The organism is Advenella mandrilli (assembly GCF_016595155.1).
Taxonomy (GTDB): domain Bacteria; phylum Pseudomonadota; class Gammaproteobacteria; order Burkholderiales; family Burkholderiaceae_B; genus Advenella; species Advenella mandrilli.
This window is the reverse complement of record NZ_JAENGP010000005.1, coordinates 170,202-196,662: the sequence shown is the minus strand read 5'-3', so window position 1 is coordinate 196,662 and position 26,461 is coordinate 170,202. Positions and strand designations below refer to the sequence as shown.

Here is a 26,461-nt window from a genome sequence, read left to right as displayed (position 1 = left end):
TAATGAATGAGAAGCAGAGCAGTAGTTATGAACGGGACATGGGTAATAATTTCTTTCGTGCCTCGACTAAGGAATTCAAAAAAATACCAGGGAGCCCGATCGCTTACTGGATGAGCGCTACATTTCGCAATGCCTTCATAAAAGGAGAATCGCTCCAATCAGTCGCAGGCCCAAGAAAAGGTTTAGCAACCACAGATAACTCACGTTTTATAAGAGTTTGGTCAGAAATTAATTTCTCGGATATCCAGGTAAATAGCAAGTGCCGCTCCTCAGCAATGCACTCGGGAAAAAAATGGTTTCCGTTGAATAAAGGGGGAAATTTTAGAAAATGGTACGGCAACAAAGATTTTGTCATCAACTGGAAAAATGATGGGGAAGAGATCAAAGCAGCCGTCATATCTGCATACGGTGGCGGAAGCTATACGAAAGAGATTCGGAGCGAAGATAGGTATTTCTCAGATGGAATAACGTGGAACGCCCTAACATCTAGCATTTCAAGCTTTCGGCTAACAGATTACGGAGCGATTTTTGACTCAGCCGGATCCACAATGTTTCCCAAGGATCGAACCGACTGCTTACTTGGAATGCTGAACTCGCGGGTAACGAGAGAGTCACTTTACGCCATCAACCCAACCCTGAATTTTGGTGCGGGCTCTGTGGGAGGAATACCAGTCATTTTCCCAAAGAATGATTCAATAAAGAAACATACAAAACAACTAATCAATTTTTCGGTACTGGACTGGAATAGCTATGAGCAATCATGGGATTTTGCTGGAAATCCTTTGCTGCCCCCCAATCATCGCCAGGTCAAGCTCAACGCTTGCTATCAGTCCCTCCGCGCTCACTGGCGTTCCGTTTCACTAGAAATGCAGCGCCTGGAAGAAGAAAACAACCGCATCTTCATTGAAGCCTACGGCCTGCAAGACGAACTCACTCCCGAAGTCCCTCTGAAAGAAATTACCCTCACCTGCAACCCACACTATCGCTACGGTGGTGACAAAACAGAAGAGGAACTGGAAGCCCTGCTATTGGCCGACACCATGCGGGAATTCATTTCCTATGCAGTCGGCTGCATGTTCGGGCGCTACAGCCTGGACAAACCCGGTCTGATTCTGGCGAATCAGGGTGAAACACTGGCCGACTACCTGGCGCAGGTGCCTGAGCCCACCTACATGCCTGATAAAGACAACGTCATCCCCATGCTGGACGGTGACTGGTTCGCCGACGACATTACCGAACGCTTCCGTCGTTTCCTGCGAATGACGTTTGGCGAGGAACACTACGAGGAAAACCTGCGCTTTATTGAGGAAGCCTTGAACGTCAAGCGCAAACGTAATTACAGCTTGCGCGATTACTTCCTAAGCGAGTTCTATACCGATCATCTGAAGCGCTATAAGAAACGCCCTATCTACTGGCTGTTCTCCAGCGCCAAGGGTAGCTTTAATGCCTTGATCTATATGCACCGCTACCGGCCAGACACCGTCAGCGTGGTACTGAACGATTACCTGCGTGAATTCCGCGCCAAGCTGTTGGCTCGCAAGAATCACCTGGAAGCACTGGGTATCAGCGCATCGGCCAGCCAGGGCGAGAAAACCAAGGCTCTGAAAGAAATCGAAAAGATCAGCAAGATGATTGCCGAGGTAGACGCCTACGAACGGGATACCCTCTACCCTCTGGCTACCCAACAGCTAGAAATTGACCTGGATGACGGGGTGAAAGCCAACTACCCGAAATTTGGCGCTGCGCTGAAGAAGATCCCCGGCCTGGAAGCCAAGGACGATTGAAATGAATCCACCCATCACGCAACTGCTCGCCGCCGCAGAAGGAAAAACGCTGGAGTTCAAGCGTGATCTGTCTTCCCCGCGGAATATTCTCAAGACCCTGGTGGCTTTTGCCAACAGCGCTGGCGGCCAGCTCTTGATCGGCATTGATGATGACCGTAAAGTGGTGGGTGTGGAACGCCCTTTGGACGATGAAGAACGCCTTTGCAATCTGATTGCTGATTCCATCAGCCCGCATCTGGTTCCGAATGTAGAAATCGTGACCCATGAAGACAAAAGCGTCTTGGTGGTTGAAACCTTTCCCAGTAGCTCACGGCCCCACTACCTGAAAAATGAAGGCCATGAAAAAGGCGTGTATGTGCGCCTGGGCTCTAGCAACCGTCAGGCCAGCCCCGAACTCATTGCCGAACTAAGGCGTTCTACAAGCGGTGTGGCTTTTGATGAACAGCCGATGCCGGCGTTAAGTATCAATGATCTGAACATTGATGCAGCACAGCGTATGTTCGGGCCAGAACATACCCTCACAGAAGAAGCGCTATTGACCTTGCGGCTGCTGGTACGGGAACAGGGTCGCTTGGTGCCCACTAAAGGAGCGATTCTGCTTTTTGGGAAGAATCGGGAGCAATATTTTCCAGATGCCTGGGTGCAGTGCGGCCGTTTCGTCGGAACAGACAAAGCACGCATTTTCGACCATACGGAAATCCATTCTCACTTGCCTTCGTGCGTCGAGGAGATTATGGATTTCCTGAAAAAACACGCTATGCGTGCCGCAGACTTTTCGGGCGTTCAGCGCAAAGATGTCTGGAGTATCCCCCTGCTTATCCTACGGGAAGCCATCGTCAACGCGCTGGTCCACGCAGACTACTCGCATCAAGGGGCTCCCATACGCGTGGCCTTTTTTGACGACCGGATCGAGATCGAAAACCCTGGCATCCTCGTTCCAGGCATGACTGTGGAGGCGATGAAGCGTGGGGTGTCCAACCTGCGCAACCGCGTTATTGCACGGGTATTTCGAGAACTGAGGCTGATCGAGCAATGGGGCAGCGGTGTCAGCCGTATTTTCCGGGAAGCCCAAGAACAAGGGCTGCCTGAGCCCAGCATTGAGGAAATCGGCCTGCACTTACGCTTCACTGTGTATTTCGCACACCCCATGACAGCCGAGACGGCGGTCACAACAGGCCATCCGAAGGAATCGGGCGATGACACAACAAACGGGGTAGAGTCAGAGTCGCGGCTAGAGTCGCGGCTAGAGTCGCGGCTAGAGTCGCGGCTAGAGTCGCGGCTAGAGTCAGCACTCGCGGCTAGAGTCGTTCTACTGCTCATTGAGCAACCCGCCGGAAAGGCACAACTTGCACAAATGCTGGGCCAGAAAACAGTTTCAGGCACCCTGCACCGACAGATCAAATCCCTACTGGAACAACAATTCATTGAAATGACCCTACCAGAGAAACCCAATAGTCGCCTGCAGCAGTATCGCCTGACCCCTCAAGGCCGGGCGCTTGTAGCAGAGATGAAGGGGGACTGACCATGAGCAACCCCAGAATCACCCAGGCGCTGAGCAACCTCTTCACCAAACACCGTATTGTGTTCTGGTATGACAGCAACCACGAGTTTCGTGCTGATTTCGAGTCGCTGTCGCTGGCTGATGTTACGCCAGTAGAGCTGGCCAATAACGAGTTCGGCGTAAAGCACCGAATTCTGCGCAGCGAACCCGAAAGAAAATTCCTGCTGTATCACGACGGCCCCCCGCCCGCCGAACTGGATAACTGGCTGCTGGATGTGATGCTGGCGCATGCGGAGTTCCGCACTGACCAGAACGCCATCTGGCTGTCTGAACTAGAGCTGAACCCTGACCCCGAATTCATCAACCTGGTGCAAAGCCATAACGAGTTCTTCCAAGCTGCTAAACGCCGGGAGAAGCTGAAAGATTCTCTACAGAAGCAGGACACAGCGAATCAGATCCGCAACAAGATGTTGGCCGTCTGTGCGGAAAGCGATGCTCGCCTCGATGCAGTGCTGGAACAACTGCTTCAGGAACTCGCAGAAGGCAGCGCTGAGAAATTCAGACTGATCACACGATGCAAACTGGATACTTACCTATGGGAGCAGATGAGCCGGCATTTTGCTTACCATTCCGAGCACCCAAGCCTGCGCGACTTCGCCGTTGAGTTGTTCAAGTCCTGCTATGCAATGGGGACAGAGGGCACCATCAAACTGAATGGCGACGCCCTGGTGTTTCTTAAACGGTGGAAGAACAGCCGCCTTTCTGCGCAAGCGTTCGAAACGCTGTCGCATGAGTGCGCACAGGTACTGGGCATTGAACAGGATCTTGGCAAGCGCGACTACCGCACGCTGATGGAACTGGATTACTTCCGCCTGATCGATCAAAAAATCATCAGCGACCTGGTGCGCGCCGTAGCTGGGCAAACCGTCGCCGCCGGCGAGGTGTCGCAGTGGGTGCGCCAACGGCGCCAAAGCCATTGGTATGGGGAATTCAAGCACCTGTACGAAGCCTTGGATATCGCCGCCCAGTTCACCCAAACCCTAGCCGATGCTCGTGTGGAGATGTCCAGTATCGCCGATGGCGTGCAGCGCTACAGTCGTACCTGGTATTTGACGGACCGCCACTATCGCAAGTTCATTTACCACATTCGCAAGTCAGGCCAGAATTCGCTGATGGAGCCATTGTCCGACCGTGTAGAAAACCTCTACACCAACAACTTCCTGCTGAAGCTGGGCGACCGCTTTCAGGCCTGCGTTGATGGCGCCAAGGCCTGGGAAGCTCTGCCCGTTCGCCGCCAGGATGATTTTTTCAAACACTGGGTGCAGCCCTTTCTGGATAAGGACACACGCGTCTGCGTGATTGTGTCCGATGCCATGCGCTATGAAATTGGTGAAGAACTACTGAGCCTGATTCGACGCGAGGACCGCTATGGCGCTGATCTGCAGCCTGCACTGGCTATGCTGCCCAGCTACACCCAGCTAGGCATGGCCGCTCTGCTGCCGCACAAGAAACTGGAAATCACCGATAACGACCAAGCGGGCGTACTGGTTGATGGCGTCAGTTCCCAAGGCACTATCAACCGGAACAAGATACTGTCGCAGGCGCTTGGTGGGCACGGCCAGGCCATGAAAGCGGAAGATTTCATGCAGTTGAACCGTGAAGAAAGCCGTGAAGTCCTGAAAGCCAATCGTGTCCTGTACCTGTCTCACAACCGTATTGATCACACTGGCGACAAGCTCCAGTCCGAAGGCCTGGCCTTCGACGCAGCTGAAGAGACCTTGGCTGATATCGTGCAACTGGTGAAGAAGCTGACGGCAGCGAACGCCAGCAATATTTTAGTGACTGCCGACCACGGCTTCATTTACCAGAACCGCGAACTCGCCGAGAGCGATTTTCTTGCTGCTGATGTGACAAGTGACAAAGTACGGTTCCGAAACCGACGCTTCCTGCTCGGCAAAGGCCTGTCTCCCCACCCCAGCGTACACACTTTTTTCCCATCACAGCTTGGCCTGCAGGGTGAGATCGAAGTACAAATCCCAAAGTCGATCAATCGCCTGCGTCTACAAGGCTCCGGCAGCCGCTTCGTTCATGGTGGTGCCACCCTGCAAGAAGTGGTCATTCCGGTGCTGAAGATTCACAAAAAGCGCCAGAGCGACACGGTCTTGGTGGAAGTGGATATTCTGCGCGGCGCGAGTTCCGTTATCACCTCGGGGCAACTGGCCGTGACGTTCTTCCAGACCACACCTGTGACTGACAAGACCCAGCCACGGATATTGCAAGCGGGCATCTACACCGATGACGGCGAACTGATTTCCGACAGCCATGAGGTGCATTTTGATCTGGACTCCGACAACCCGCGTGAACGCGAAGTCTCTGTACGCTTTGTGCTGACCCGTCAGGCCGACCAAGCCAATGGCCAAGAAGTGAACCTGAGACTGGAAGAGCAATACGCAGGCACCACGCACACGACAACGTATAAATCGCTGCGTTATACGATTCGACGCGCGTTTACCAGCGATTTTGATTTCTGAAGCAAGGGCATACGATGAACGCACTGGACACGAAAATTAACGAACATTTCCCCGGCTTGGTGGTCCGCAAGGACCTTGTGAAGACAGTCAAGGGCAATGCCATCGTGCCGTCGTATGTTCTCGAATACCTGCTGGGGCAATACTGCGCCACCAGCGACGAAGCCAGCATTCAGACCGGCATTGAAACCGTCAAGCAAATTCTGGCTCAACACTATGTACACCGTAACGAAGCCGGGCTGGTTCGTTCCAACATCCGCGAAAAAGGCCGATACAAGGTCATCGACAAGATCAGTGTCTCGCTGAACGACAAAGACGACGTGTATGAAGCCGAGTTTTCCAACCTGGGAATCAAGAAGGTATTGGTGAATCCCAGCACCATCAAAACCCACCCCAAGCTGTTGGTGGGCGGTGTCTGGTGCATCGCCGATCTTGAATATATGGCCACAGAAGACAAGAACGCCTGCCCCTGGCTGCTTTCTTCACTAAAGCCCATTCAACTGTCCCACTTCGATTTTGACGGTTATGCACACGCCAGGCGTCAGTTCAGCACCGATGAATGGATAGACCTGCTGATACAGAGCGTGGGCTTCAACCCCGAACTCTTCAGCCGCCGCAGTAAGTTGACCCAACTTGTGCGCCTAATCCCCTTCTGCGAACGCAACTACAACGTGATTGAGCTCGGCCCCAAGGGCACCGGGAAATCTCACATCTATTCAGAGTTTTCGCCGCACGGCATGTTGATTTCAGGTGGTGAGGTCACTGTTCCAAAGCTGTTTGTGAATAATTCCACAGGCAAACTCGGCCTGGTGGGCTACTGGGACTGCGTCGCCTTTGACGAATTCGCCGGCAAGCAAAAGCGTGTAGACAAGGCCTTGGTAGACATCCTGAAGAACTACATGGCCAACAAATCCTTCTCGCGTGGGGTCGAAACCTTGGGCGCAGAAGCCTCCATGGCCTTCGTGGGCAACACCCAACACACCGTACCGTGGATGCTACGCCACTCTCACCTGTTCTGCGACCTGTCCGAGAAATTCTGCGACTCTGCCTTCTTGGATCGTATCCATTTCTACATACCAGGCTGGGAAGTGGATGTCATCCGCAGCGAGATGTTCTCCAGCGGGTATGGCTTTGTAGTGGATTATCTCGCCGAGATCCTGCGCGACCAGCGCAACAAAGATGAATCGCACCGCTACCAGGAGCACTTCACCTTATCGTCAGACATCTCCACCCGCGACCGAGACGGCATACATAAGACCTTCTCCGGGCTGATGAAGATTCTGTACCCGCACGGCGACGCAAGCCGCGAAGAAATAGAAGAACTGCTGCGCTTTGCCATTGAAGGCCGAAAACGGGTCAAAGACCACACAATGCGCATCGACCCCACCTACCCGCCTGTACGATTTACGTATACCGATGCAGCAGGTAATGTATATGCGGTCACTACCCTGGAAGAACGGGAATACCCGTCGCTATACCAAAAGGCTGATGCAGGTACCGCAAAACCTGAAGTGGGTGACAGCATTTCGGACGAGGGCACAGGTAGCACCACTAATCACGCTGCGGCGGCAGACGGATCTGACCTTAGTGCGTTCCAGAACATCGCCACAGCAACACCGGAACTCAAGGAGCAGCACCTGAGCTTCGAGGAAAACCAGAAAGGAATTTCCTACGACAAACTGATTGGCCCCTACCTCAAAGGCGCCACGAACCTGACGATCACCGACCCGTACATCCGGCTGTTTTACCAGATACGCAACCTAATGGAGCTGCTGGAAACCGTAGTCAAGCTCAAAGCCCCTGACGACGAAGTGTCTGTCCACTTGGTTACTGTCGAAGACGAGTTCAAAGGTGAACAGCAACGGGAACACTTCGAAAAAATCCAGGCCAGCGCTGCCACCACGGGAATCGACTTCACCTGGACTTTCGACACTCCAGGAACCATGCACGCCCGCCACATTGTCACCGACCACGGCTGGAAGATATCGCTTGATCGCGGCCTGGACATCTTCCAGCACTATGAAATGAACGACGTCTTCTCGTTTGCCAACCGCCTGCAGCAGCACCGGGCTTGTAAGGCGTTTGAGGTGACGTATATTCGGTTGTGATCACTCGGCCTCCTTAGGGTTGGCTTAATCAGCTCATCGCTGTACGGCGTGAGTGCCCCACGCCCGTAACAGCAAAAGATTAAACACACATGATTAAAGACATTCCTACCGAAGACGATTTCAACTCAGCACAAAAAATAATAATAAAAGCCTCCCTTTCGGGAGACTCCGTTATTAATTACAGAAATCCTTTTTCTGCAAACGATATAGCACGTGAACCAGCCACTATCAAATGGTCTAAAAGTCGTATATTCAACAACTGGAGACTTTTCACAAGATGCTCAGTAAGCGCTCGATCCGCTGTGCTTTCTGTCGGATTGCCACTGGGATGATTATGCGCCATAATAACCGCCGCTGCATTCAGACGTAAGGCCACTTTGACTACTTCTCGTGGATAGACCGACGACTGATTAATCGTGCCATGAAATAACTCTTGATAGTCGATCAATCGATATTGGCTGTCCAGAAAAATAAAAGCAGCCACTTCGTGTTCCATGCCTGCCAGCTTGCCAATTAAAAATTGTTTAACTTTTACAGGATTATCGCAAGCAATTCTATCGGCGAGAAGCTCATCGGCAACATACCTGGCCGTTGCGAGTATTTCTTCTGATGTTGCTACTTGATATCGCCCCAGATCATCACAAACATACAATGTTTTGTGATTGTTCAGATTATCAAATGAAAGTGCGCTAGACATAACGGTCTCCAAAAGAATTAGGCGAGATTGCCTATCCTTTTGGGGTACGCCGCAGCGCAGCTTTCAAGGGTGTCAATGGCCGCCAGGCCACAAGCACGCAGTGCGCAGCCCTTGAAAGCGAGAACGGTGTGACACACTGACGGATAGCAAGACCGCCCCACCGCTGGGCTTGTGAGACTCTTGTTAGAAAGATGCCGTTTCCCTACAATGCCAATTAGCACCTCGGGGAAATAACCTTAAAATAATGGGCTTTACGTTTAGTTCAAGGTCCATGCACTGTTATGCGGGATTTCTTTGTAATTAGATGATGGCTTTAAACTAGCCAAATGAGCAATTAATGTCTTATCAGCATCATCAATACCATAAGCCACCTGATAAAGCGTTCTCAGGCTTGCCAACTCTGTCGGCAATCGCTTTTGCAACTCACCTTTTGATTCAGTATCCCCGTCATTAATAAATTGTATTAATTGCTCAATAGTAGCCATTTTTCTACCATATTCACCGGGGTCAGTTTTTATACTCATTTTTTTCATCCTTTAAAATCATTGCACTATTACGTGGTGCTACTTTATAAATAGTTGCCCTGGATACACCATACCGCTCAGCAATCTGCTTGACGGGTATTTCTGGGTCATCCATCAACCGCTGAATTTCTTTTTCATGCTGTTTGTTTAGTTTTTTGGGTCGGCCACCGTTGCGACCACGAGCCCTGGCTGCCATCAATCCGGCTTGTGTACGTTCCCGGATTAAATTCCGTTCAAACTCCGCCAAAGCCGCAAACACATGAAAAACCAACTTACCAGTAGCACTCCCTGTATCAATTTTCTCAGTAAGGCTTTCAAAAGCAATATTGCGCTGCTCAAGGTCCGTCACAATATGAATCAAATCAGGTAGACTTCGTCCCAATCTGTCCAAGCGCCAAACAACCAAAGTGTCACCAGCGCGAATGGCTTTTAAGCATTGCTGCAATTCTGGGCGTTCAGTATTTTTTCCACTGATTGCTTCTTCATAAATCAGAGTACAACCACTTTTTAACAAGGCATCACGTTGAAGATCTAAATTCTGATCATCAGTTGAAACACGGGCGTATCCAATTCGTTGATTCATAGACTTTTTATAGACGTTGATTTTTAGACGAGTATATAACACTTATAGACATAATTAAACCCCATTTAGGGGTTAATTTCACAGTATCTTAAAAACGACCGTTTTTTAGACACTATTTTCTGTTGGCTATTTTCAAAACCCAATCGCGTCACTGCCCCCTGTATCAGACTAGTTGGAGCCCTCAACGATGTTAGAATTTAACTCACCCTAAACGGGGGGCAAAGAAAAGGCTCCAAGCCACCGTACTTGCTTTTCCACTGGTAATAACTCGCGTTGCTGATGCCATGCTCGCGACAAATATCCGTGACTTTCATGCCTTGCTCAGCCAATTTCAAAATAGCCACAATCTGAGTTTCTGTAAATTTGGATCGTTTCATGATTTCCTCCATCAAAGATGACAATGGCTGAAATCTCTGGTTATGGCTTGTGCCTTTTTAGGGTAAGTTTACGCATGAGGCACGGCAATGGGTTGAGCGCTTTGTCAGCTGGTACAACACCGAGCATCGTCATAGCAAACTCAACTTCGTGACGCCCCAGCAACGGCATAACGGTAAAGACACTGCATTACTGGCTCAACGCCAGGCAATACTGGAGCAGGCCAAGCTGCGTAACCCCTCACGCTGGGGAACACGCCCAGTCAGAAATTGTGAGCCGATTGGACCTGTCACGTTGAACCCTGAAAAAGAGATGAAGATGCAACAAGCTGCTTAAGACAAAAAACAGTGACAACTACCTTGACAAACACCGGTGCCCAGCAACCAACAGGGAATATCCCGTCAATATTGTCGTAAGCACTGTAACCATCACACAATCAGAATTTTTCAAAATCCAAGAACTTCAAGCGATACCTCATCCATAGTTTTTATGTTTAAACTGCTATAAATGCACAAGTTCACATACAACAAGTCATCATTATCGATTTGATTTATTTCGTCGAGTATTGATTCATGTTTCCAGCCAAATATTGGTATTTGATGTCGTTGTTTCCAATTTTTTATATATTTAGCTCCGATTTTAGGTGACATGCGATCATGATCAAATAAATTAACTTCATCGAATGCGGTGTTCTGTATTTGTCTTATCCGAGTTAACTCTTGCATACTCAAGTCTAGTTCGTTAATGTAACTGAAGTGGAACCTTGTTGAAGATAAAATGGTACGCATTAACTTAGAAGGTATACTAGGAACAGAAGTATCACCCTTTATGGTTGAACAAAGCTCATGGATGAATCTTTGAAATCTTTCTGTTTTTTGATAGGGGATTAATAACCTGTTGTTGGTATTAATAGTCTCTACAAAAAATTCGAGTTTGCTAAGTATCTGAGGGGTTAACGTTTGGTTACAGTGCCGCTGTAAAAAGAATCCCGTTATTACTTTAAGAAAGTTTCTTTTCATGGCTAATTCAACGAATTCAATGTTGATATTTTCTTTTTTGGCATACTCTAATAAGGAGCTTCGATAAAATTTGTTGACTCTTTTTAAGTAGACAACCTTTCGAACATCTTTGCCTTTTGGAATAGAATGTAATTCATTAGAAGACTCAGAAAGCGCCATCAATTTATTCGATAAGCAAAAATTTACGTAAACGTCTTTGTAACGTTGATTAATATCAAAATAGGAATTTAGTATTGATTTGATTTCTCTTTCAATCGAGTAAGACATGTTACTGACGTGACTGGATAGGATCTGTAACGCCAAATCATAAATATCTCTTTTGTCTAAATTAATATAACTCGAAGCAAAGATTCTCTTAAATTTATTATCAAATGTTGATACATAATAGCTCATCGCACTGTCCTACTTTCACATTTCAGTTGTTAATTGTTAATTGTTGAATGTTTGAAGCCATTTCATTTAGTAAAGAAAATTTGTGCCTGTAATTTGTTATCTTTTCTTTATTTACTGAATTACTCGCAATCGGAGCTGATTTTATTTCAGAATAATCAAATCTTTTATATAAGGTCTGATCAGGGTTATTACTAACAACTAATTTCTTTTTAAAACTGAAAGTCTTTTCTATAGCGATTGGGAGATAAGATATGTATCTATAACCCTGTATGGAATCAACCTTTTTAAGTACCCTTCTTCTATTATAGATTTTATTATCAAAAGAGTTATTGAATAAGGTATTACTGTATTTAGTTACTTCAAAGTTTTCCTTGCCTAACCAATATCTGCCTAAGTCAAACCAGTAACCAAACGTTGCTTGCGTTTCTATTTTCAACTTACCTAACTCATCAGAGCATTCTTCATTAAGAAAAGATCTGACTTCATTGACCATATCACGATTTAGCGAAAAATGAATTGAATCGACATTGGCATAGCATATTTCTACGGTATTAATCTTTAACAATTTTTCTATTAATTTCATCATCATGATCCTAGAGTTAGAAAGCATTTTGGAATGAAAAGAATAAATCGAGTCCCTGTTTTTATAATTGATAACCTTAGACCTTAACTTATTGATATTAGTGCCCGAAGTTACTAGTCTATTGCTGATTTTTGCTAATTCTAATTTTTGAAATACATCGAACGAATCGTCAAATCGGCATTTAAAATGTTGTTCGAAAAAGTTGATGATATCATTTGGCTGCTCCGAGTTAACTTTTATATACCTTTTGGCATTGGTAACGCTAGTGGCAATGACGATAGATTGCTTGGCTAAAGAGTTTTTTAAACAACCTATTCGTGAAGATTTTCTATCGTTATACAACGTTTGAACCGTTTTAGATAATGGATGTAAGATTTCTCTGGAAGAAACGATCCCGCTATAAACGCGATATCCTTCAAAAAATGACGTATAATAAATGATCTCATCTCTTGGTAAAAAGACCTCGATATTATCTCCTACTTCGAGGTTAAAATGAAAAGATTGATTTGATCTTGAAAACTTTAAAGGGTGATGCTTTAAGAAAATTGAATTCTTAGCTCCAATTAATAGTACCCTATAAACTCCATCAGGTGACAACTCATTTAATTCATAACTATCTTTAAACGATTTTAATTTAAGCTTTCTGGGATCAGGGAACGAGCCTTGAATACACTTTGCAAACATGGAGTTATAATCGACACTGAAGATCACTCTATCTTTTTGTTTTTCAGTCAACTTAAACACTTCTTGGTAAGGGGGCAGACAAGCAAAATATAGTGTTGAATCAAGCTCACTTTTGTATCTAATAGCTCTTTCTATAGCATACCGATATTTTGTTGATAACGATTTATTTAATGACCCGCCTTTAATACATAAGTTTCTTACATCGTTAAGTCTTTTCACTAATTCATTCAAATTACGCTCTAAATTGCTAATATATTTTAAATCTGAAAATATGGGATAGAGTTCTTCTAGCACATACATCCTTTGATTATAAATTAACAAGTCTTCTAATATTTTGCTTTTTTCCTTTGTAGTCAAAACGATTAGGTTCTGAACGTTTTCTGATTTTACTTTATGAAAAAATTCATGAATTTCAAAATATTTTTGATTATAGAGTACGGTGTGACCATTAGTGGATATCGGAGTGTAATCAACCTGATTTAATTTGTTCGGGTTAACTGAGCCAAGGCGTATTCGTTTGTTTGAATTTGTTACTTCATTTAAAAATGAAAAATTATCGTCATGCCTTGAAATGGCAATTTTTTGATTCATGGAATTACCAGCTATTCTTATTTAATTCTTTTGTATATGCAACGTTAAGCTTTTTAATGTCAATATCAAAATTATCGTCTTTTATAGGAGAGCTGCTCTCTTTAGCCACTATATTTCTTCTTGATGTGGGTGTTAAATAATCTTTTCTTGTAGGGGAGGTGTTTTTATTTGATTCGGTATTTTTACTATTAATGTCAGTATTACTTTTCACTGATTCAACTATAGTAACGCCGAGCAATAATTCAAAAAATGTTAAAATTGCCCAAGGGCCAAAGGCAAAAGCCCATAAAATAGTGGTTATAATAATTGCTGGGTATAATATCTTTTCACTTAATAGAAGTTTGAAAATCACTCCTAAAACTATGAACACTACAGCATAGAAAAGCATTTTTACTCCCTGTTAAAATGAATAAGCAGAATATTCGTGGTAATTCCATCAAACAATATGTGCACACAAAAGTGGTCGAGGGGATACGTCCCCTCTTAGCAAGACTAAAGTCACAATTTATGTGTGATAGTTCGGAACGAACACTATACGGTAGAGAGGTTTCTACTAATGCATTAATGCATTAATGCATTAATAACACTCTATACAAGAATAAAATTCAAGTCAACATTATTTGTTCGCTCGCAACTGAAGGACACATCAAGCCAGGGCAAGATCGTTAACGTTTATTAACCAGTTGAGCGGAAACTAAACGATCAGTTTGACTGATCCAGTTTAGTCGTGATCTTATACTCGGTGTTTGTCAAGGTAGTTGGAACGTGAATCATGCCGCCTCTAACGTTTTTTCCTGTTGAATGATCTTCAGGTTTTTATCGGGATTGAGCCAGTCTTCTCCAATCGGTTGCCAGTTACGTGTCTGACCTGACCAGCGGGCGGGATTGGCACGTTGGGCCTGTTGGTACAGTTCGTGGCGAGCCCGTAGGATATTCTCATCCTGGCCAGCATGGCGCTGAGCCGGTGTGACATAGCGGATTTGGCTATGACGATGTTCTTCGTTATACCATCGGCCCTCTGATATTACCCATCATGTGCTCACTCAAATTGGCCGTTTATATGAGATTGAGGCCGGCATCCGGGGCAGTCCACCACAAACTCGTCAGGCCGAGCGCCAGGACAAGTCATTGCCAATTGTGCTTGCCTTGCATGAGTGGTTCATGCAGCAGTTACCGACTCTGTCACGTAAATCCGTAACGACCGATGCCATCCAGTATGCCCTTAACCAGTGGCAGGCCTTGACACGCTATCTGGATGATGGGGAAATCGACATCGATAATAACGCTGCAGAACGAGCCTTGCGCGGCGTGTCTGTTGGACGCAAGAATTACTTATTCCTGGGTTCGGATGCGGGTGGTGAGCGGGCGGCAACGCTTTACAGTTTGCTGGGCACGGCCAAACTGAACGATATCAATCCCGAGGCGTACCTGTGTCATGTGCTGTCGGTGATTGCTGACTATCCGGTTAATCGCGTAGACGAGTTATTGCCCTGGCGAGTGCAGCTGTAAAAAACAAGTTTTAAGCTGTCAATACGGTATGGGGCGGAGCATTACCCAATTATAAAGGGTTGCTTCACTAATGCCTTCCTGACGGGCCAGTTCGGCAACCGTCAGGTTGTAAGGGGGGAGTAATTTATTAAGTACCGCTTGTTTACGTTCATGGGAATAACGGGCCATGATGAGTGTCCTTTACCGCCTGTTTTAGTTGAAATGGGAGGGTGACAACTATCCTGACACAGGGGGGCACATGCTAGACGTAAATATGAAGATGCGTTAAATCAGAAAAGCGCGTTAAAGGCCGAGCGAATATAGCAAAAAGTTATATCGGCAAACTCTACGCATTGGCACAATAGGCGAAAAGTAAAAACCTAACCCCAGATGAACGCTACCAACTTCGACAAGAAAAAGTATTGCCTATCTTAGCAAAGTTCAAAGCTTGGCTCGATTCTGTATTCCAACTTATTGATTACAATTAAAAACTGAATGACAATCTAAAAATTAAAGAACCATATTCATAGCCAAGAATCCGACACCTCCAGCCAACACCAAGATACCTAAAACAACTATGGTTCGTAGCCCGCTTATCGATCTTTGCTGAGACTCCACCGCCGCCTCTAACTTGCTTTTCAATTCCGCTAATTGTTTAGCAATGCGGCTATCAATTGCTGTGCAGCCTTGTTCAAACTGATCAGGTGTTACAAACTTCAAGGCTGCAACCTCACGCCTTAGTTTCAACTGTTCATCTTTGATCTGGCCTAGAAGATCATTCAGTGACGTAAGGCGACCGTCAAACTCTTCAAATTTATTCGAGTTCTTCGTAACCAATTCAGCCTGTTCATAAGCTAGACTTGCGAGCGTTGATTTCGCTGCCTCTATCTCAGTTCTTGCATCGTTGACGGCGCTCAACAGGCCATTAAACTCTGCCACTTGCGTCGATTGCTCTTCGAGTGAATCGATTACCCGGTGTAGTTTCTGTATGTCATTCACCAATTAATCCCCTTGTATAGGCTGGTAAGTTTTTCAAGTCTAATTGCTAGTGGAGCTAACAAAGTGTGATAGGAGAACGGATCTCCTAGCTCTTCATTTACCTCCTCAAGAAAATCCAAATCTTCAAATTTCTCATGGACCAAACGAGCAAAGCGGCTTCGCGCATTTTCAGAGAACATTGGCTTTAGCTGCATAGTTTTTCGGACCAGCTCTAGTGCTTCATCCCTATTATCACTGATCAACCGATCAAATGACGATGCCATTCTTCGCTCTCCATCTGCATCATCAAACTCATCGGAAGCTAGTCGCAGCACACCACTCAAGTAGTTCAAGAATGCATTATCTTTGTATGACTCTAGGAATCGAGAAATCTGACCTCGTAGGATCGTCATCTTCTCGCTGCCTACTAGATGTTCCGTGCCCTCTTCTTCATCAGTTTCAAAAAAAACTGATGGCCATAACTTCGCCGATGCAGAATTCTCAGCCATATAGAGCAAAAGTTGGCTCGACTTGTCGTGTCTGAAATAACCCTCCAACTTCTCCTTAAATTCTTTGCCATCCATCCTGCCTTCAGCAAATAAACTACAGTGTTCATAAACGTTCTTCTGTGACTGGCGGCGGTTGTAGACAAAATGGTCATAGGACCAAAGTAAAAGAACAAGAAAGATAAATTGCGATTTATCGATAGACCCTTTTCTCAGCTTGTCGCAGAGAATTTTGTAGTACTGGTTATCACTACTGAACACATCAGCGAGCTTAAACTCAGGATCATACTTTCTGACGGTATGCTCAATTTTCTTTTCCAGGCCTTCTTCCGATAGGCACTGGAACTCGACATAGAGCGTTCCATTAAAAAAGTCTTCGATTACCCAGTCAGAGACAATACCTAATTGAGAAAGACGGTAGATAGCCTTTTCCAATTTAAACTTTTCCGTACCAAACTGCCTGGCAGTAATAGTCACCGTGTTGTGTTCCTGATTGTACTTAAAGAATTCGTATACATTTGTCATCAACTTGAACTCATCATTGATTGTGTCCAAGCCGTTTGTCATCAGGAATAGATTTGTGTTCAGGTCGCTATCGCGACTCAATGACTTCACGTACTCCTTCAGATCTTTGACGTTCGTGCTAGCGTCCCAAATCTTGTCGAGAATAGCTGAATTGGGCTCTTTTGTGAGAAGCACATAGCAATCTGCGGGTACTTCCTTGAATAGTTTTTTATCTCGCCCGGCCCTGCCTGCTTCCTGATACAAGGCCTCCATCGACCCAGGTATTCCGAAGTGAATCGTATAGGCAATATTCCCCTTATTCACGCCCATTCCGAATGCCTTAGTGGCAGTAAGTAGGCGGTATTTATTTTCTTTAAATTCGTCTTGAACTTGGCGCTTATACCTATCGAAAGCCTCTCCCTGCAATCCACCCATTTTCGGAGCCGACCCCGAAAAATATCTAACATCCATCTTCAAGAGTGTTGAAATTCGGCCCGCTAAGCTATGACAACCCTTAGCTCCGTTGACGGTAGGTGTGAATATGATCCCCGCCTTATTGCCGTCTTCCCGATCGGAATTCCATTTACCCTCCATTTCAGAAACAAGCTTGACGACTGCATCACCTTTAAGGCCTTTATCGTCGATAACGTGGAATGAGAGTTCCTCGCGAGTGAAGTCCATTGGGGTACGGACAAAATCATCGGGGATATCAAACTCTGTTTGAATATCCTTTAAGACGTTAACTGATGCTGTTGCCGTTAGGCCTATATAACTTGCACTAGGAGCAAACCGTTCGATTGTATTTGCCAGGTTCAGATAAGAAGTCCTGAAATCATGTCCCCACTCAGACAAACAGTGAGCTTCATCGATCACCGCGTAGGCAAATGAGAGATCTAGTCCGATAGCCAACATCTCTTTTCTAAACGCATGGGTTTGGAATCGCTCAGGCGATATGAAAACGAAGAAGTACTTACCACGTCCGAAATCTCTCTGAACTTTGGCCTTCTCTCCTGCCTTCAAATCACTTGTAATAAAATTGCTTCGAGTGAAGCCGATGCTATCCAAATCTGCTTTCTGGTCATACATCAAACTTTTTATCGGGCACACGACAAAGCTAACGGCTGGTTGCAGGACCGCAGACAGCTGGTAACAAATCGACTTACCCGAACCTGTAGGCAGCAATCCTATTGTGCCGTTTTTCGAAAGTGCAGATCCTATGATACCAACCTGCCCTTCCCTGAAATCTACATCCTCTAGGTATGGTAGAAACAGGTTGCTGAGGAAGTATCTCAGCGACTCTCGCTGCTCGCTGCCTGGGCTAAGATCTAGCTTGTAGGTAATGGGGTTACTACATGAAAGCTCGAAAAAGTCATAGTCAATCAATTGACTGGTTTCTATTGAAACAGCATCAGAATCTTCGAAGTTTCGATAGAAATCGAAGTAATCCGTACGTGAATATATGACGTCTTGGTTAACTTGAAAGGAATCGTCATAACGCTCCAGTAAGCTGAAGTCGATGAATATATTTTCACCAGACCGTTCGCTCGGAAGCTCATCTGATTCGATCAGCGCAACCTCAATTCGCTTTTCTTCAATGCCGATGAGACGAAAGATATTCGATAACAAATCGTTCAGGTCGTCCAGTGCCGCTTCAGCAAAATCAGTTCCATCACGATTGACTATGAATAGTTTTTTCAACTCCCCTAGTCTGATCTGACCTCGTTCAAGAAGCTCTAATAACAGTATCTGGAAACGCAACGCCGAGGTCAGCCTCAATCGCGAGTCAGTAACATCGACTCCATTTTCATAAGCCTCTTGGTAATTCAATAAAGAAATACCATTAGGAGGCGTTAGGACACCATTTCGCTCTAGACTATCAACGATCTGAATTTGAGAAATAATCGAATTTATCTTACTGATAAATGACTGATTCTCAGATGCCACTTCTTGAACAGTGAAACGAACTGTCTTCAGTCCCAAGGTTTCAGTAAACGCATCCCTCATCTCATCTAAATGCTGAGAATTTTGGTGCTGTTGACCATCTATCTCAATAATTAAACCAACTTGAGGAATGTAAAAATCTACCTGTCGGTTCTGGAATTGTTCAACGTAGACCTGAGTCATATCGTAAATCTGAACTTCAGGGAGCATTAGTTGTTTTACAAAAATGTACTCACCGAAATACTTTGGAATCAGCTCATCAAAAAACCTTTTCGCTGGGTAGTACCCAGAATGCTTGTTGCCTCGAATCAATCTATTCCAAAAAACTGGCTTATCTGACACAAGAGCCTGAGCTGATGTATTAAGACCGCTCCTCTCCAGTTCAATGCCAAATGCCTTCCTCAGTTTCCGCGAGGCTATTGTTGGCTTCCCTCTCTGAAGCATATTCTTAAGAACTTGAATTGCTGCAAATAGCTGTCCAGACGCCGTTTCAGACGAGATAGAATACTGGAGAAGATTGTGGAAAATGAAGTTATGGTTGGTTCTCGCGTAGTTAGCAGAAAACTTCTTGCTTACAAGCCTGCTACTAGACTTCGACCTGACATGTCTAGATAGTTCACTTTCGTCCGCCAGCGAGTCGATGATTGGGTTGTACAAATCTGAAAACAGTTGGTTATTGTGTTGTTGTTCTTGGCTGTCAGTGCCTAGCTCCAATCTATAGAGAGTTTTAACCAACGTAAAAATGTAAATACTTGAATTCGGAAAAGCTTGAGATAGACAGCGTGTTATCTCATCAGTTGTAGCCCCCGAAGTTAATACGTCGTCAACGATCAGAAATGTCGGATTTGAATTAGCTTCTATTGAATCAAAATCGGCTTTATAGGCACCTCTGACCTGGTGGAGTCTTTGTGCTGCAGTGCAATTAGTCGATTTATCTAATACGTGATCTTTCTCTAATATCTTAGGTTGGTAAGAAGCCCCTAAAGCAACAGCCAGCGATTTGCCCAAGGTATCTAATGCTTTATCGCCATCTTCAGCCCTAAGCTCAGCGTGACCTAACGCTCGAACAACTATATCTATGGCTGGGAATGAAGGAGCTAGCTCAACAGTCTTGTTAACCCAGCGGCGAACAGAAGTATTCTTGTTATCTTTGAAAGACCAAACTTCCTGTTTGATACCATCTAAATAGAATCCCAGATGAAGTTTATTCCCAGATTGTATTAACTCAGAACGTCCAGTTCTTGCGGAGCTCCGCGTCGAGTTTTTTCCAATAAGCTCGGAGAGACCGCTTATTCCCTTATGTGACGAATCGATCTCCGAGGCAGAACCCCAATCTACTGAGAAAAACTCAACTCCTGCATTGGAAGCAGCGTCTCGATCTAGGTTACTATCTCCTAAATAAATTGACTCGTCGGCGCTAACACCGAAGTACTCGAGAATACGAGTAACGCCCTCAGGGCTCGGCTTATGCTGCGTTACATCATGGTAGGCTACTACATAATCAACAGTGATACTGAAGTGTTTGAGTAGCCCCTGAACGTAGTTCGAAGGCGTATTCGAGAAGATAGCAACCTTGATTCCAACCGCCCGAGCCGTTGTAACAAGGCCGACAACGTCCTGATAGATGACACAACCATTAAAGTACCTGGGTATGTCTCTCCATCGGCCAGCTGACCGAAGTGGTTCGAGGCTTGATGTATCAATAAGCGTGTCATCAAGATCGAGGACGATGACCTTTATCACAGCAGGCCACCTTTTGCTTTCAACGACCCAAATGAACTCGCGATATCTTCTAATTGAAGACGAATATCTTCATAAGATTCGCTCGTGTAGGGTATCGCCCTCCCTTCGTTAACTAGCTGTTGAGTTCCTGAAATTGCCTTGATAGTAAGATCTGGATACTTAGCTTTATGTGCGTCAGGAACGAAGACAGGACGCATCATAGAGATAGCAGATTTGACTGCGTGCATCGTCCCACCATCTATCGAAGTTTCAATAGCAAAGACGGCAGTAGATAAACCTGCTTGTATCCTGTCTCGCTTAGCAAAGAACGCAGGTATTGCTTTGGTTCCTGGTGCATTCTCTGCAACTAGAAGTCCGCCCTCGTCCAATATTTCCTTAGCGAGTTCCCGATTACTTGCGGGAGAAATAGACTCCACATCGACAAGAACAGAAATCGTTGGTGTTTTGGCGTCTAATGCCGCGCGATGAGCAATTGTATCGATACCCAGTGCAAGTCCACTGACTATCGTGAAGCCATAAGTCGCAAACTTTTGAATAGTTTTAATCGTTATGGTTTCCCCCTTGGGGGTGTTTTCACGAGTGCCTACAACCGCTAATGAAAGCCTATTATCTAAGAGGTTCAGATTGCCTTTGCAGTATAGAAAAGGAGGAGGTTTCGGGAGACCGTATAACGCAATTGGATAGGTTTTCGTACCGAAGAGAACAATCTCAACACCTTTATTTTTGAACGAATCAATCTCAGCTTGTACTTCGACCCTAAGAGCTTGGAAGTTCGCAGTATCTAAGAAGCTTTCGAGAGTTGCTCGAGATTTACCGTTTGATATTTTTAGATTGGAGGAGTGGTGTGCCAGTTCTTCGAGTGTTGCCACTCCGCTATACGCTGAAAACTTTAAGATGGACAGAACAGTTTCATCACCAACGTTCATTAACCTCTTGACAACAAGAGCATCTACAATATTCACATCCACTCCAAACAAACAACAAATTCTAGTCCATTAACCACAAATTTACTTATATTCGACCGAAAACACAATAAAGTCAATTTCTATAAGTAGATATACCCCACGGCAAGAGCGTTTTGAATTGAACTAATACCTAGTAGCTCGATCAGGGCTGGCAGTTTATTATTGTCGGAATGAGTATTTTGATACCATCTGCATTTGGTATCAGCTGCGACCAAGGAAAGAAAATAGCAGTCGGGGCAATGACGATATAAATTAGTGTTTATATCGATACCCAATTTAGTTGAAAATGCCTCCCTGAAAATTAAGAAATACCGAGCAGTGACTACACGGTATGAAAAATTAGCAATAAATTATGAAAGTGTCGTTGCTTTGGCATTTTCAATCATGTGGTTCCCTATGCGGGTAGATTGAAATATGTACAACGTAATGCTCCGGCCAGTGCCGTATAGAATTTAAAACAGAACTCTAGACGGCACTGGCCGGAGCATTACCATCAAAATACGTCACCAAAAACATCCTTTGGTTCCCAGCTGGGTTTACGAATCGTACAGGCAAACTCATACCGCTTGAGCAGAAAATCAATACGATCCTTCACCATTTTGCCTGTCGCTAATATGATGTTTTCCTTCAGCGGGTGATTGCTTTCAATCAGGTATTCATTGCGATGATGTAATCGATCAAGAAATTTTTTCTGAGGCAGGTTGCCTGCTTTCCCTCCGTCTTGCCAACGATTGCATTCTTTGCAGGCCAACACCAAGTTCCATACTTCATTAAGCTGAAGGTCATACATCGACCCAAATTGGATGGACATGGGGATCAAATGATCCACATCACAGGTGTTTTCTTGATTGGATTGGATGGAAATGGGCTTTAAGCAATAAAAACATTTGCCTTTTTGATACCCATTCAAAGGGTATCGTACCTTGGATAGATTGGTCCGTAGATGAGAGTTCAGGAAAGAATTATTGGAAACAGGCTTTAGATAGTAAAGATTTTCAGTATTGGTGTCGTATTTGACATTGATTAATTGGTCTTCACTCCAGGCTGATTCCACCAAATTCCAACGTCCTTCAATTTCAAATTCAAAATTGGAAAAATCCTGGCTTTGAAAAATCTCAAATAAATTGTCATGTAAAACAATGCCTTGTTTTTTATCTTGGATTCCTTTTTCAAAAAAAGATAAGGATTTTTGTTTTTTGGGTAAATTGTGAAAAGCATCAAGAACATATTTAAAACCCTCTGCTCTGGTGATGTTAAGCATGAGTTCTTCAGAGATTTGTCCTTGGTCGTAAAGATTCAAGGCATTAAGTAGCTTTGCGGTACCCTTGCCACTTAATTGCCTTTTGCCTGTTTTTACATGCTCAAGCAAATAGTTGGCGTATATGGGCGTGAGATCATCAAGACTGACAAAAGTAGCATTTGACTTGGATAATTTTAATAATGACTTGGCAAGGGCAAACTTGTAGGTAGCAGTGTTGGCACCCAATAAAAAAATTGATCGAAAATTGCTTTCCAGTAAGTGATCAGATAAGTAAGCGCTCATAAAACCTGGTTCATTCTTATAAAAAAAGTGATTCAAAGTAAGCATTCGCCCAGCACCTGTCAAGACGGTATTGGGCGAATGCTTACCATAATACTCACAGAGGAGATGATTATGAGCACGGCCCGATTTACGGAAGAATTCAAACTCGAAGCGGTGAAGCAAATCACCCAACACCAGCGTCCAGTGGCCGAAGTGGCTAAGCGGTTAGGCGTATCGACCCACAGCCTGTACGTATGGGTCAAACGCTACGGCAAGTCGGCACAGCAACGCGAACAAGACAGCGCTGAGGCCATTGAGCTTCGGCGTTTGCGCTCAGAGGTCAAGCGACTCACTGAAGAGCGCGATATCTTAAAAAAGGCCGCCGCGTACTTTGCCAAGGAGTCAGGCTAAAGTACGCGTTTATTCGGCAGCACACGACTCAATACACCGTGCGCAGACTCTGCGAAGTGCTCGAGGTTCATCCCAGCGGTTATTACGCTTGGCGGCGTAACCCGCATAGCCAGCGCCATCATGAAGACCAGCGGTTGTTGGCCTTGGTGGAGCCGTCCTGGGTGGACAGCGGCCGGGTTTATGGCTACCGCAAGGTGCATCACGACTTATGCGACTTGGGCGAATCCTGTAGTCGTCATCGCGTGGCACGCTTGATGCGCAGCCGCGGCTGGCGTGCTCAGGTGGGCTATCGTCGTCGTCCCGGTTTCCATGGTGGAATCCCGCATAACGTGGCCGCCAATATTCTGGACCGGCAATTCGATGTTGCCGCACCGAACATTGCCTGGGTGACAGATATCACCTACATCCGCACCCATGAGGGGTGGTTGTATCTGGCTGTTGTATTGGATTTGTTCTCACGCCAAGTGGTGGGATGGTCGATGGATTCGCGCATGAGTAAAGACCTGGTTTTGCAGGCCTTGCTCGCGGCGGTGTGGCGGCGCAAGCCCAAGCAACGCGTCATGGTGCATTCCGACCAGGGCAGCCAATTTACGAGCTACGAATGGGCGGCGTTTTTAGCTTCCCATAATTTACAACCCAGCATGAGTCGTCGTGGTAACTGCCATGACAACGCCGTTGCTGAAAGCTTTTTCCAGTTGCTCAAGCGTGAGCGCATTAAGCGGAAAATCTACAAAACTCGGGAGCTGGCACGCGAAGATATCTTTGACTACATCGAAATGTTTTACAACCCGATTCGTCGGCACAGCCATGCAGCGAACCTTTCGCCGGTAAACTACGAACAGCAATACTTTTCTGAGGCAACGAACTGTCTATAAAAGTCTGGTCGATTCAACATGAGGAAACCCCATGTCGGTAATACTATCACGGAGTGACGTTGAGATTATGAGGATAGTAGGCGCACTGCAAGTGCCTAACGCTGAGCAATAACATCTTAGCACATATGAACTAGAACAATAACCTTCATCTTTTTGAAGGCTCTGACAACATTATTTTTAATGTAAAAACGATGAAAGTCTGGTTATATCCAAGCAAAAAGTAAGATTTATGTTTTCTCTCGCAACTCCGGCCAGATCAACCACCAGTCATCTGGTCGTAACTGTTTGCGCGTAACCATACCGGCTGTTAACTCTTCAATTTCAACACAACGAATAATCGGTACGGCCTGTTGTTTTACAGCCCATCTATGAGCCAGTTGGGGCGAAATGCCTAGCGCTTTGGCAAATGCAGACACTCCACCAAACCAGTCACAGGCTGATTTGATAGGTGGAAAATAATCTATTTTTGCATTTGGTTCGTTTTTATTTTGAATATCGCTCATTTGGAAATATTGTCTTGACAGACTTCAACTTGTTATTGATAATAGCATCAATGCAGTTACATAACAAAATGTAACTGCGACGATCTTTTACAATTTGGAAACGATAAATACCATCCCCTCTCAAGCCATCACGGCTTGAAAAGCGATTGGACGGCAACCTGCAATACATCGGGGTTGAAGTAAAACCGATGAAAAACCAGTCTTTACACGGGCTATGTGAGATAGCGCAACCGTATCTAGACTGACGACCTTAAAAGGCGCCGATTGCCGTGAGGCATTCACACATCGGAAATGGCGGGTAATTTCCGAACTTCGAATAAATAATCCTTAAAACCACAAGTAACAATTTAGAATCAATATATTACAATTGTAATTAAAATTAGATTATTCATTTATATCTCTAGCGTAGATTCTTACTCTACGCTTTTGATAGAATCCTTTTTCCAAAGGGTTCTATCAAAAGCTGAATAACCATTTCATGTAAAGCAATACGACATGAGGACTATAAAAACTAAAGACTATTTAACTACTTGGTTAGAAACACAAGAAAATAAATTAAAAGCATCAACATTTGATGGCTATAGAAAAATTGTTGAAAACCTGCTAATACCCAAATTTGGAAATCTTGCACTCAACAGACTAAAACGTAAAGATATCAAAGACTGGCTAGGACCAATGAAATGTGGTAATAAACGCTTGAGCAATATTCAAAGTGTTATTCGCAAAGCATTAACCGATGCCGTTGATGATGATTTACTTGATGCCAATATAATGTTTGATTTCTGCTATCAAAAGAAAGACACTCCAAAAGAATTTGATGATGTCGATCCATTCACGCCAGAGGAGCAACAGGCAATTTTGGCAGCATTTGATCCAGGTATCGCAGCACAATTTCAATTTCTTTTTTGGACTGGCCTACGAACAAGTGAGTTTGTTGGCTTAGATTGGTCACAAATAGATTTGATACACCAACAAATACGGATATCTAAAGTCATAACCGCTGCAAGTAATGGCGTTGCAGAAGTTCCTAAAACAAAATCCGGTTACCGTAGGGTAAAATTACTTAAACCCGCAATGGTTGCTTTATCTATGCAAAAACAACTTACCTATAAAAAGGGAAAAGCTGTTTTTTTAGATCCAGAAACAGAGGAAAGATGGGCAGGTGATGCACCAATACGGACATTATGGACAAAAACTCTGAAAGCGGCCCAGGTACGTTACAGACGACCTTATCAAACTCGTCATACGTATGCGTCTATGATGCTTTCAGCAGGAGAAAATCCAATGTGGGTGGCCCAACAAATGGGACATAAAGACTGGAGTATGATCTCCAAAATTTACGGACGATGGATGCCATCTGCAAACGAAAACGCAGGCAACAAAGCCGAAGCAGTTTTTGCCAACTGTATTTAGTTCTAAATAATAATTATTAAAGAACAATTACTAATTTTTTGCTGTTAACCCAGCACTGGCGCGCATTATTTTTACAATAATGCGCTTTTTAGAACCTTGGCGGGTTGGGGGGGATTCGAACCCCCGAAACGTTTCCGTTTACACGCTTTCCAAGCGTGCGCCTTCAGCCACTCGGCCACCGACCCTTTTTCATAAGCTGGCATTGCACCAACCAATTTCGGCAATGCTGTTTTAATCTAAAA

The 26,461-nt window shown here is 45.1% G+C and carries 17 protein-coding genes, 1 tRNA gene and 5 pseudogenes; 8 read left to right on the top strand and 15 right to left on the bottom strand.

The annotated features are described in order from the left end of the window. Window positions 1-2: 2 nt before the first annotated feature. The 4 genes from pglX to brxL are packed head-to-tail and all read left to right on the top strand — an operon-like array spanning window position 3 to window position 7,921. Window positions 3-1,784 (top strand): BREX-1 system adenine-specific DNA-methyltransferase PglX, encoded by a 1,782-nt coding sequence (gene pglX / locus JHL22_RS06620; RefSeq protein ID WP_200235203.1) that lies wholly within the window; start codon window positions 3-5, stop codon window positions 1,782-1,784. Between the two features lies 1 nt (window position 1,785). Continuing rightward, window positions 1,786-3,306: an AlbA family DNA-binding domain-containing protein gene (locus JHL22_RS06615; protein ID WP_200235201.1), complete on the top strand. Its 1,521-nt coding sequence runs from the start codon at window positions 1,786-1,788 to the stop codon at window positions 3,304-3,306. Window positions 3,307-3,308: 2 nt separating this feature from the next. Further along, window positions 3,309-5,816, top strand: coding sequence for a BREX-1 system phosphatase PglZ type A (pglZ, locus tag JHL22_RS06610; protein WP_200235199.1), 2,508 nt, complete (start codon window positions 3,309-3,311; stop codon window positions 5,814-5,816). 14 nt (window positions 5,817-5,830) lie between these two features. Next, the gene (gene brxL / locus JHL22_RS06605; RefSeq protein ID WP_200235197.1) at window positions 5,831-7,921 is read left to right on the top strand and encodes a BREX system Lon protease-like protein BrxL; all 2,091 of its coding nucleotides are present in this window, start codon (window positions 5,831-5,833) and stop codon (window positions 7,919-7,921) included. A 178-nt stretch (window positions 7,922-8,099) separates the two neighbouring features. Here brxL and radC read toward each other — a convergent pair whose 3' ends face one another. The 4 genes and pseudogenes from radC to JHL22_RS06585 form a co-directional block, all read right to left on the bottom strand. Beyond that, a complete protein-coding gene (gene radC, locus JHL22_RS06600; protein WP_200235195.1) occupies window positions 8,100-8,618 on the bottom strand; it encodes a RadC family protein in 519 nt (172 codons plus the stop codon). Between the two features lie 257 nt (window positions 8,619-8,875). Next, the gene (locus JHL22_RS06595; protein WP_200235193.1) at window positions 8,876-9,142 is read right to left on the bottom strand and encodes a hypothetical protein; all 267 of its coding nucleotides are present in this window, start codon (window positions 9,140-9,142) and stop codon (window positions 8,876-8,878) included. Beyond that, entirely contained in the window at window positions 9,126-9,725 is a 600-nt protein-coding gene (locus JHL22_RS06590; protein ID WP_200235191.1) for a recombinase family protein, read from the bottom strand. Before JHL22_RS06590 ends, JHL22_RS06595 begins: the two co-directional genes overlap by 17 nt. Window positions 9,726-9,955: 230 nt before the next feature. Continuing rightward, a pseudogene (locus JHL22_RS06585) lies at window positions 9,956-10,102 on the bottom strand (transposase); the annotation flags it as partial. A 79-nt stretch (window positions 10,103-10,181) separates the two neighbouring features. Here JHL22_RS06585 and JHL22_RS06580 point away from each other — a divergent pair. Continuing rightward, a pseudogene (locus tag JHL22_RS06580) lies at window positions 10,182-10,436 on the top strand (IS3 family transposase); the annotation flags it as partial. Between the two features lie 110 nt (window positions 10,437-10,546). Here JHL22_RS06580 and JHL22_RS06575 read toward each other — a convergent pair. The 4 genes and pseudogenes from JHL22_RS06575 to JHL22_RS15930 form a co-directional block, all read right to left on the bottom strand. Beyond that, complete coding sequence (locus JHL22_RS06575) at window positions 10,547-11,512, bottom strand: hypothetical protein (RefSeq protein WP_200235187.1); 966 nt, start codon at window positions 11,510-11,512, stop codon at window positions 10,547-10,549. 22 nt (window positions 11,513-11,534) lie between these two features. Next, a complete protein-coding gene (locus JHL22_RS06570) occupies window positions 11,535-13,370 on the bottom strand; it encodes a hypothetical protein (RefSeq protein ID WP_200235184.1) in 1,836 nt (611 codons plus the stop codon). A 4-nt stretch (window positions 13,371-13,374) separates the two neighbouring features. After that, window positions 13,375-13,758, bottom strand: coding sequence for a hypothetical protein (locus JHL22_RS06565; RefSeq protein ID WP_200235182.1), 384 nt, complete (start codon window positions 13,756-13,758; stop codon window positions 13,375-13,377). A gap of 382 nt (window positions 13,759-14,140) precedes the next feature. Continuing rightward, a pseudogene (locus tag JHL22_RS15930) lies at window positions 14,141-14,383 on the bottom strand (IS3 family transposase); the annotation flags it as partial. Window positions 14,384-14,408: 25 nt separating this feature from the next. Here JHL22_RS15930 and JHL22_RS06560 point away from each other — a divergent pair. Beyond that, window positions 14,409-14,879, top strand: a pseudogene (locus JHL22_RS06560) (IS66 family transposase); the annotation flags it as partial. A gap of 45 nt (window positions 14,880-14,924) precedes the next feature. Here JHL22_RS06560 and JHL22_RS06555 read toward each other — a convergent pair. The 5 genes and pseudogenes from JHL22_RS06555 to JHL22_RS06530 all read right to left on the bottom strand — a co-directional run. Further along, a pseudogene (locus JHL22_RS06555) lies at window positions 14,925-15,047 on the bottom strand (transposase); the annotation flags it as partial. A gap of 321 nt (window positions 15,048-15,368) precedes the next feature. Then, window positions 15,369-15,857 (bottom strand): hypothetical protein, encoded by a 489-nt coding sequence (locus tag JHL22_RS06550; RefSeq protein WP_032469931.1) that lies wholly within the window; start codon window positions 15,855-15,857, stop codon window positions 15,369-15,371. Then, window positions 15,854-20,530, bottom strand: a complete 4,677-nt coding sequence (locus JHL22_RS06545) for a RecQ family ATP-dependent DNA helicase (protein WP_200235180.1) — start codon at window positions 20,528-20,530, stop codon at window positions 15,854-15,856. Before JHL22_RS06545 ends, JHL22_RS06550 begins: the two co-directional genes overlap by 4 nt. Beyond that, window positions 20,527-21,492 carry a DNA-processing protein DprA gene (locus JHL22_RS06540; RefSeq protein WP_032469929.1) on the bottom strand — a complete coding sequence of 322 codons (966 nt, stop codon included), beginning with the start codon at window positions 21,490-21,492 and terminating at the stop codon, window positions 20,527-20,529. The genes JHL22_RS06545 and JHL22_RS06540 overlap by 4 nt, the downstream gene beginning before the upstream one ends. Before the next feature lie 496 nt (window positions 21,493-21,988). Next, window positions 21,989-23,083 (bottom strand): HNH endonuclease, encoded by a 1,095-nt coding sequence (locus tag JHL22_RS06530; RefSeq protein ID WP_200235176.1) that lies wholly within the window; start codon window positions 23,081-23,083, stop codon window positions 21,989-21,991. A gap of 66 nt (window positions 23,084-23,149) precedes the next feature. Between JHL22_RS06530 and JHL22_RS06525 the strand changes: the two genes are divergently transcribed. Then, a protein-coding gene (locus tag JHL22_RS06525) for an IS3 family transposase (RefSeq protein WP_200235174.1) occupies window positions 23,150-24,303 on the top strand; the annotation gives its coding sequence in 2 pieces (ribosomal slippage) (window positions 23,150-23,396 and window positions 23,396-24,303; 1,155 coding nt in all). Window positions 24,304-24,530: 227 nt separating this feature from the next. Here JHL22_RS06525 and JHL22_RS06520 read toward each other — a convergent pair. After that, a complete protein-coding gene (locus JHL22_RS06520) occupies window positions 24,531-24,806 on the bottom strand; it encodes a transcriptional regulator (RefSeq protein ID WP_200235172.1) in 276 nt (91 codons plus the stop codon). A gap of 495 nt (window positions 24,807-25,301) precedes the next feature. On the opposite strand from JHL22_RS06520, the gene JHL22_RS06515 reads away from it, so the two are divergent. Beyond that, window positions 25,302-26,219 carry a site-specific integrase gene (locus JHL22_RS06515; protein ID WP_169293627.1) on the top strand — a complete coding sequence of 306 codons (918 nt, stop codon included), beginning with the start codon at window positions 25,302-25,304 and terminating at the stop codon, window positions 26,217-26,219. Window positions 26,220-26,316: 97 nt separating this feature from the next. Here JHL22_RS06515 and JHL22_RS06510 read toward each other — a convergent pair. Next, window positions 26,317-26,404 (bottom strand) — tRNA-Ser (locus JHL22_RS06510). Window positions 26,405-26,461 lie beyond the last annotated feature (57 nt).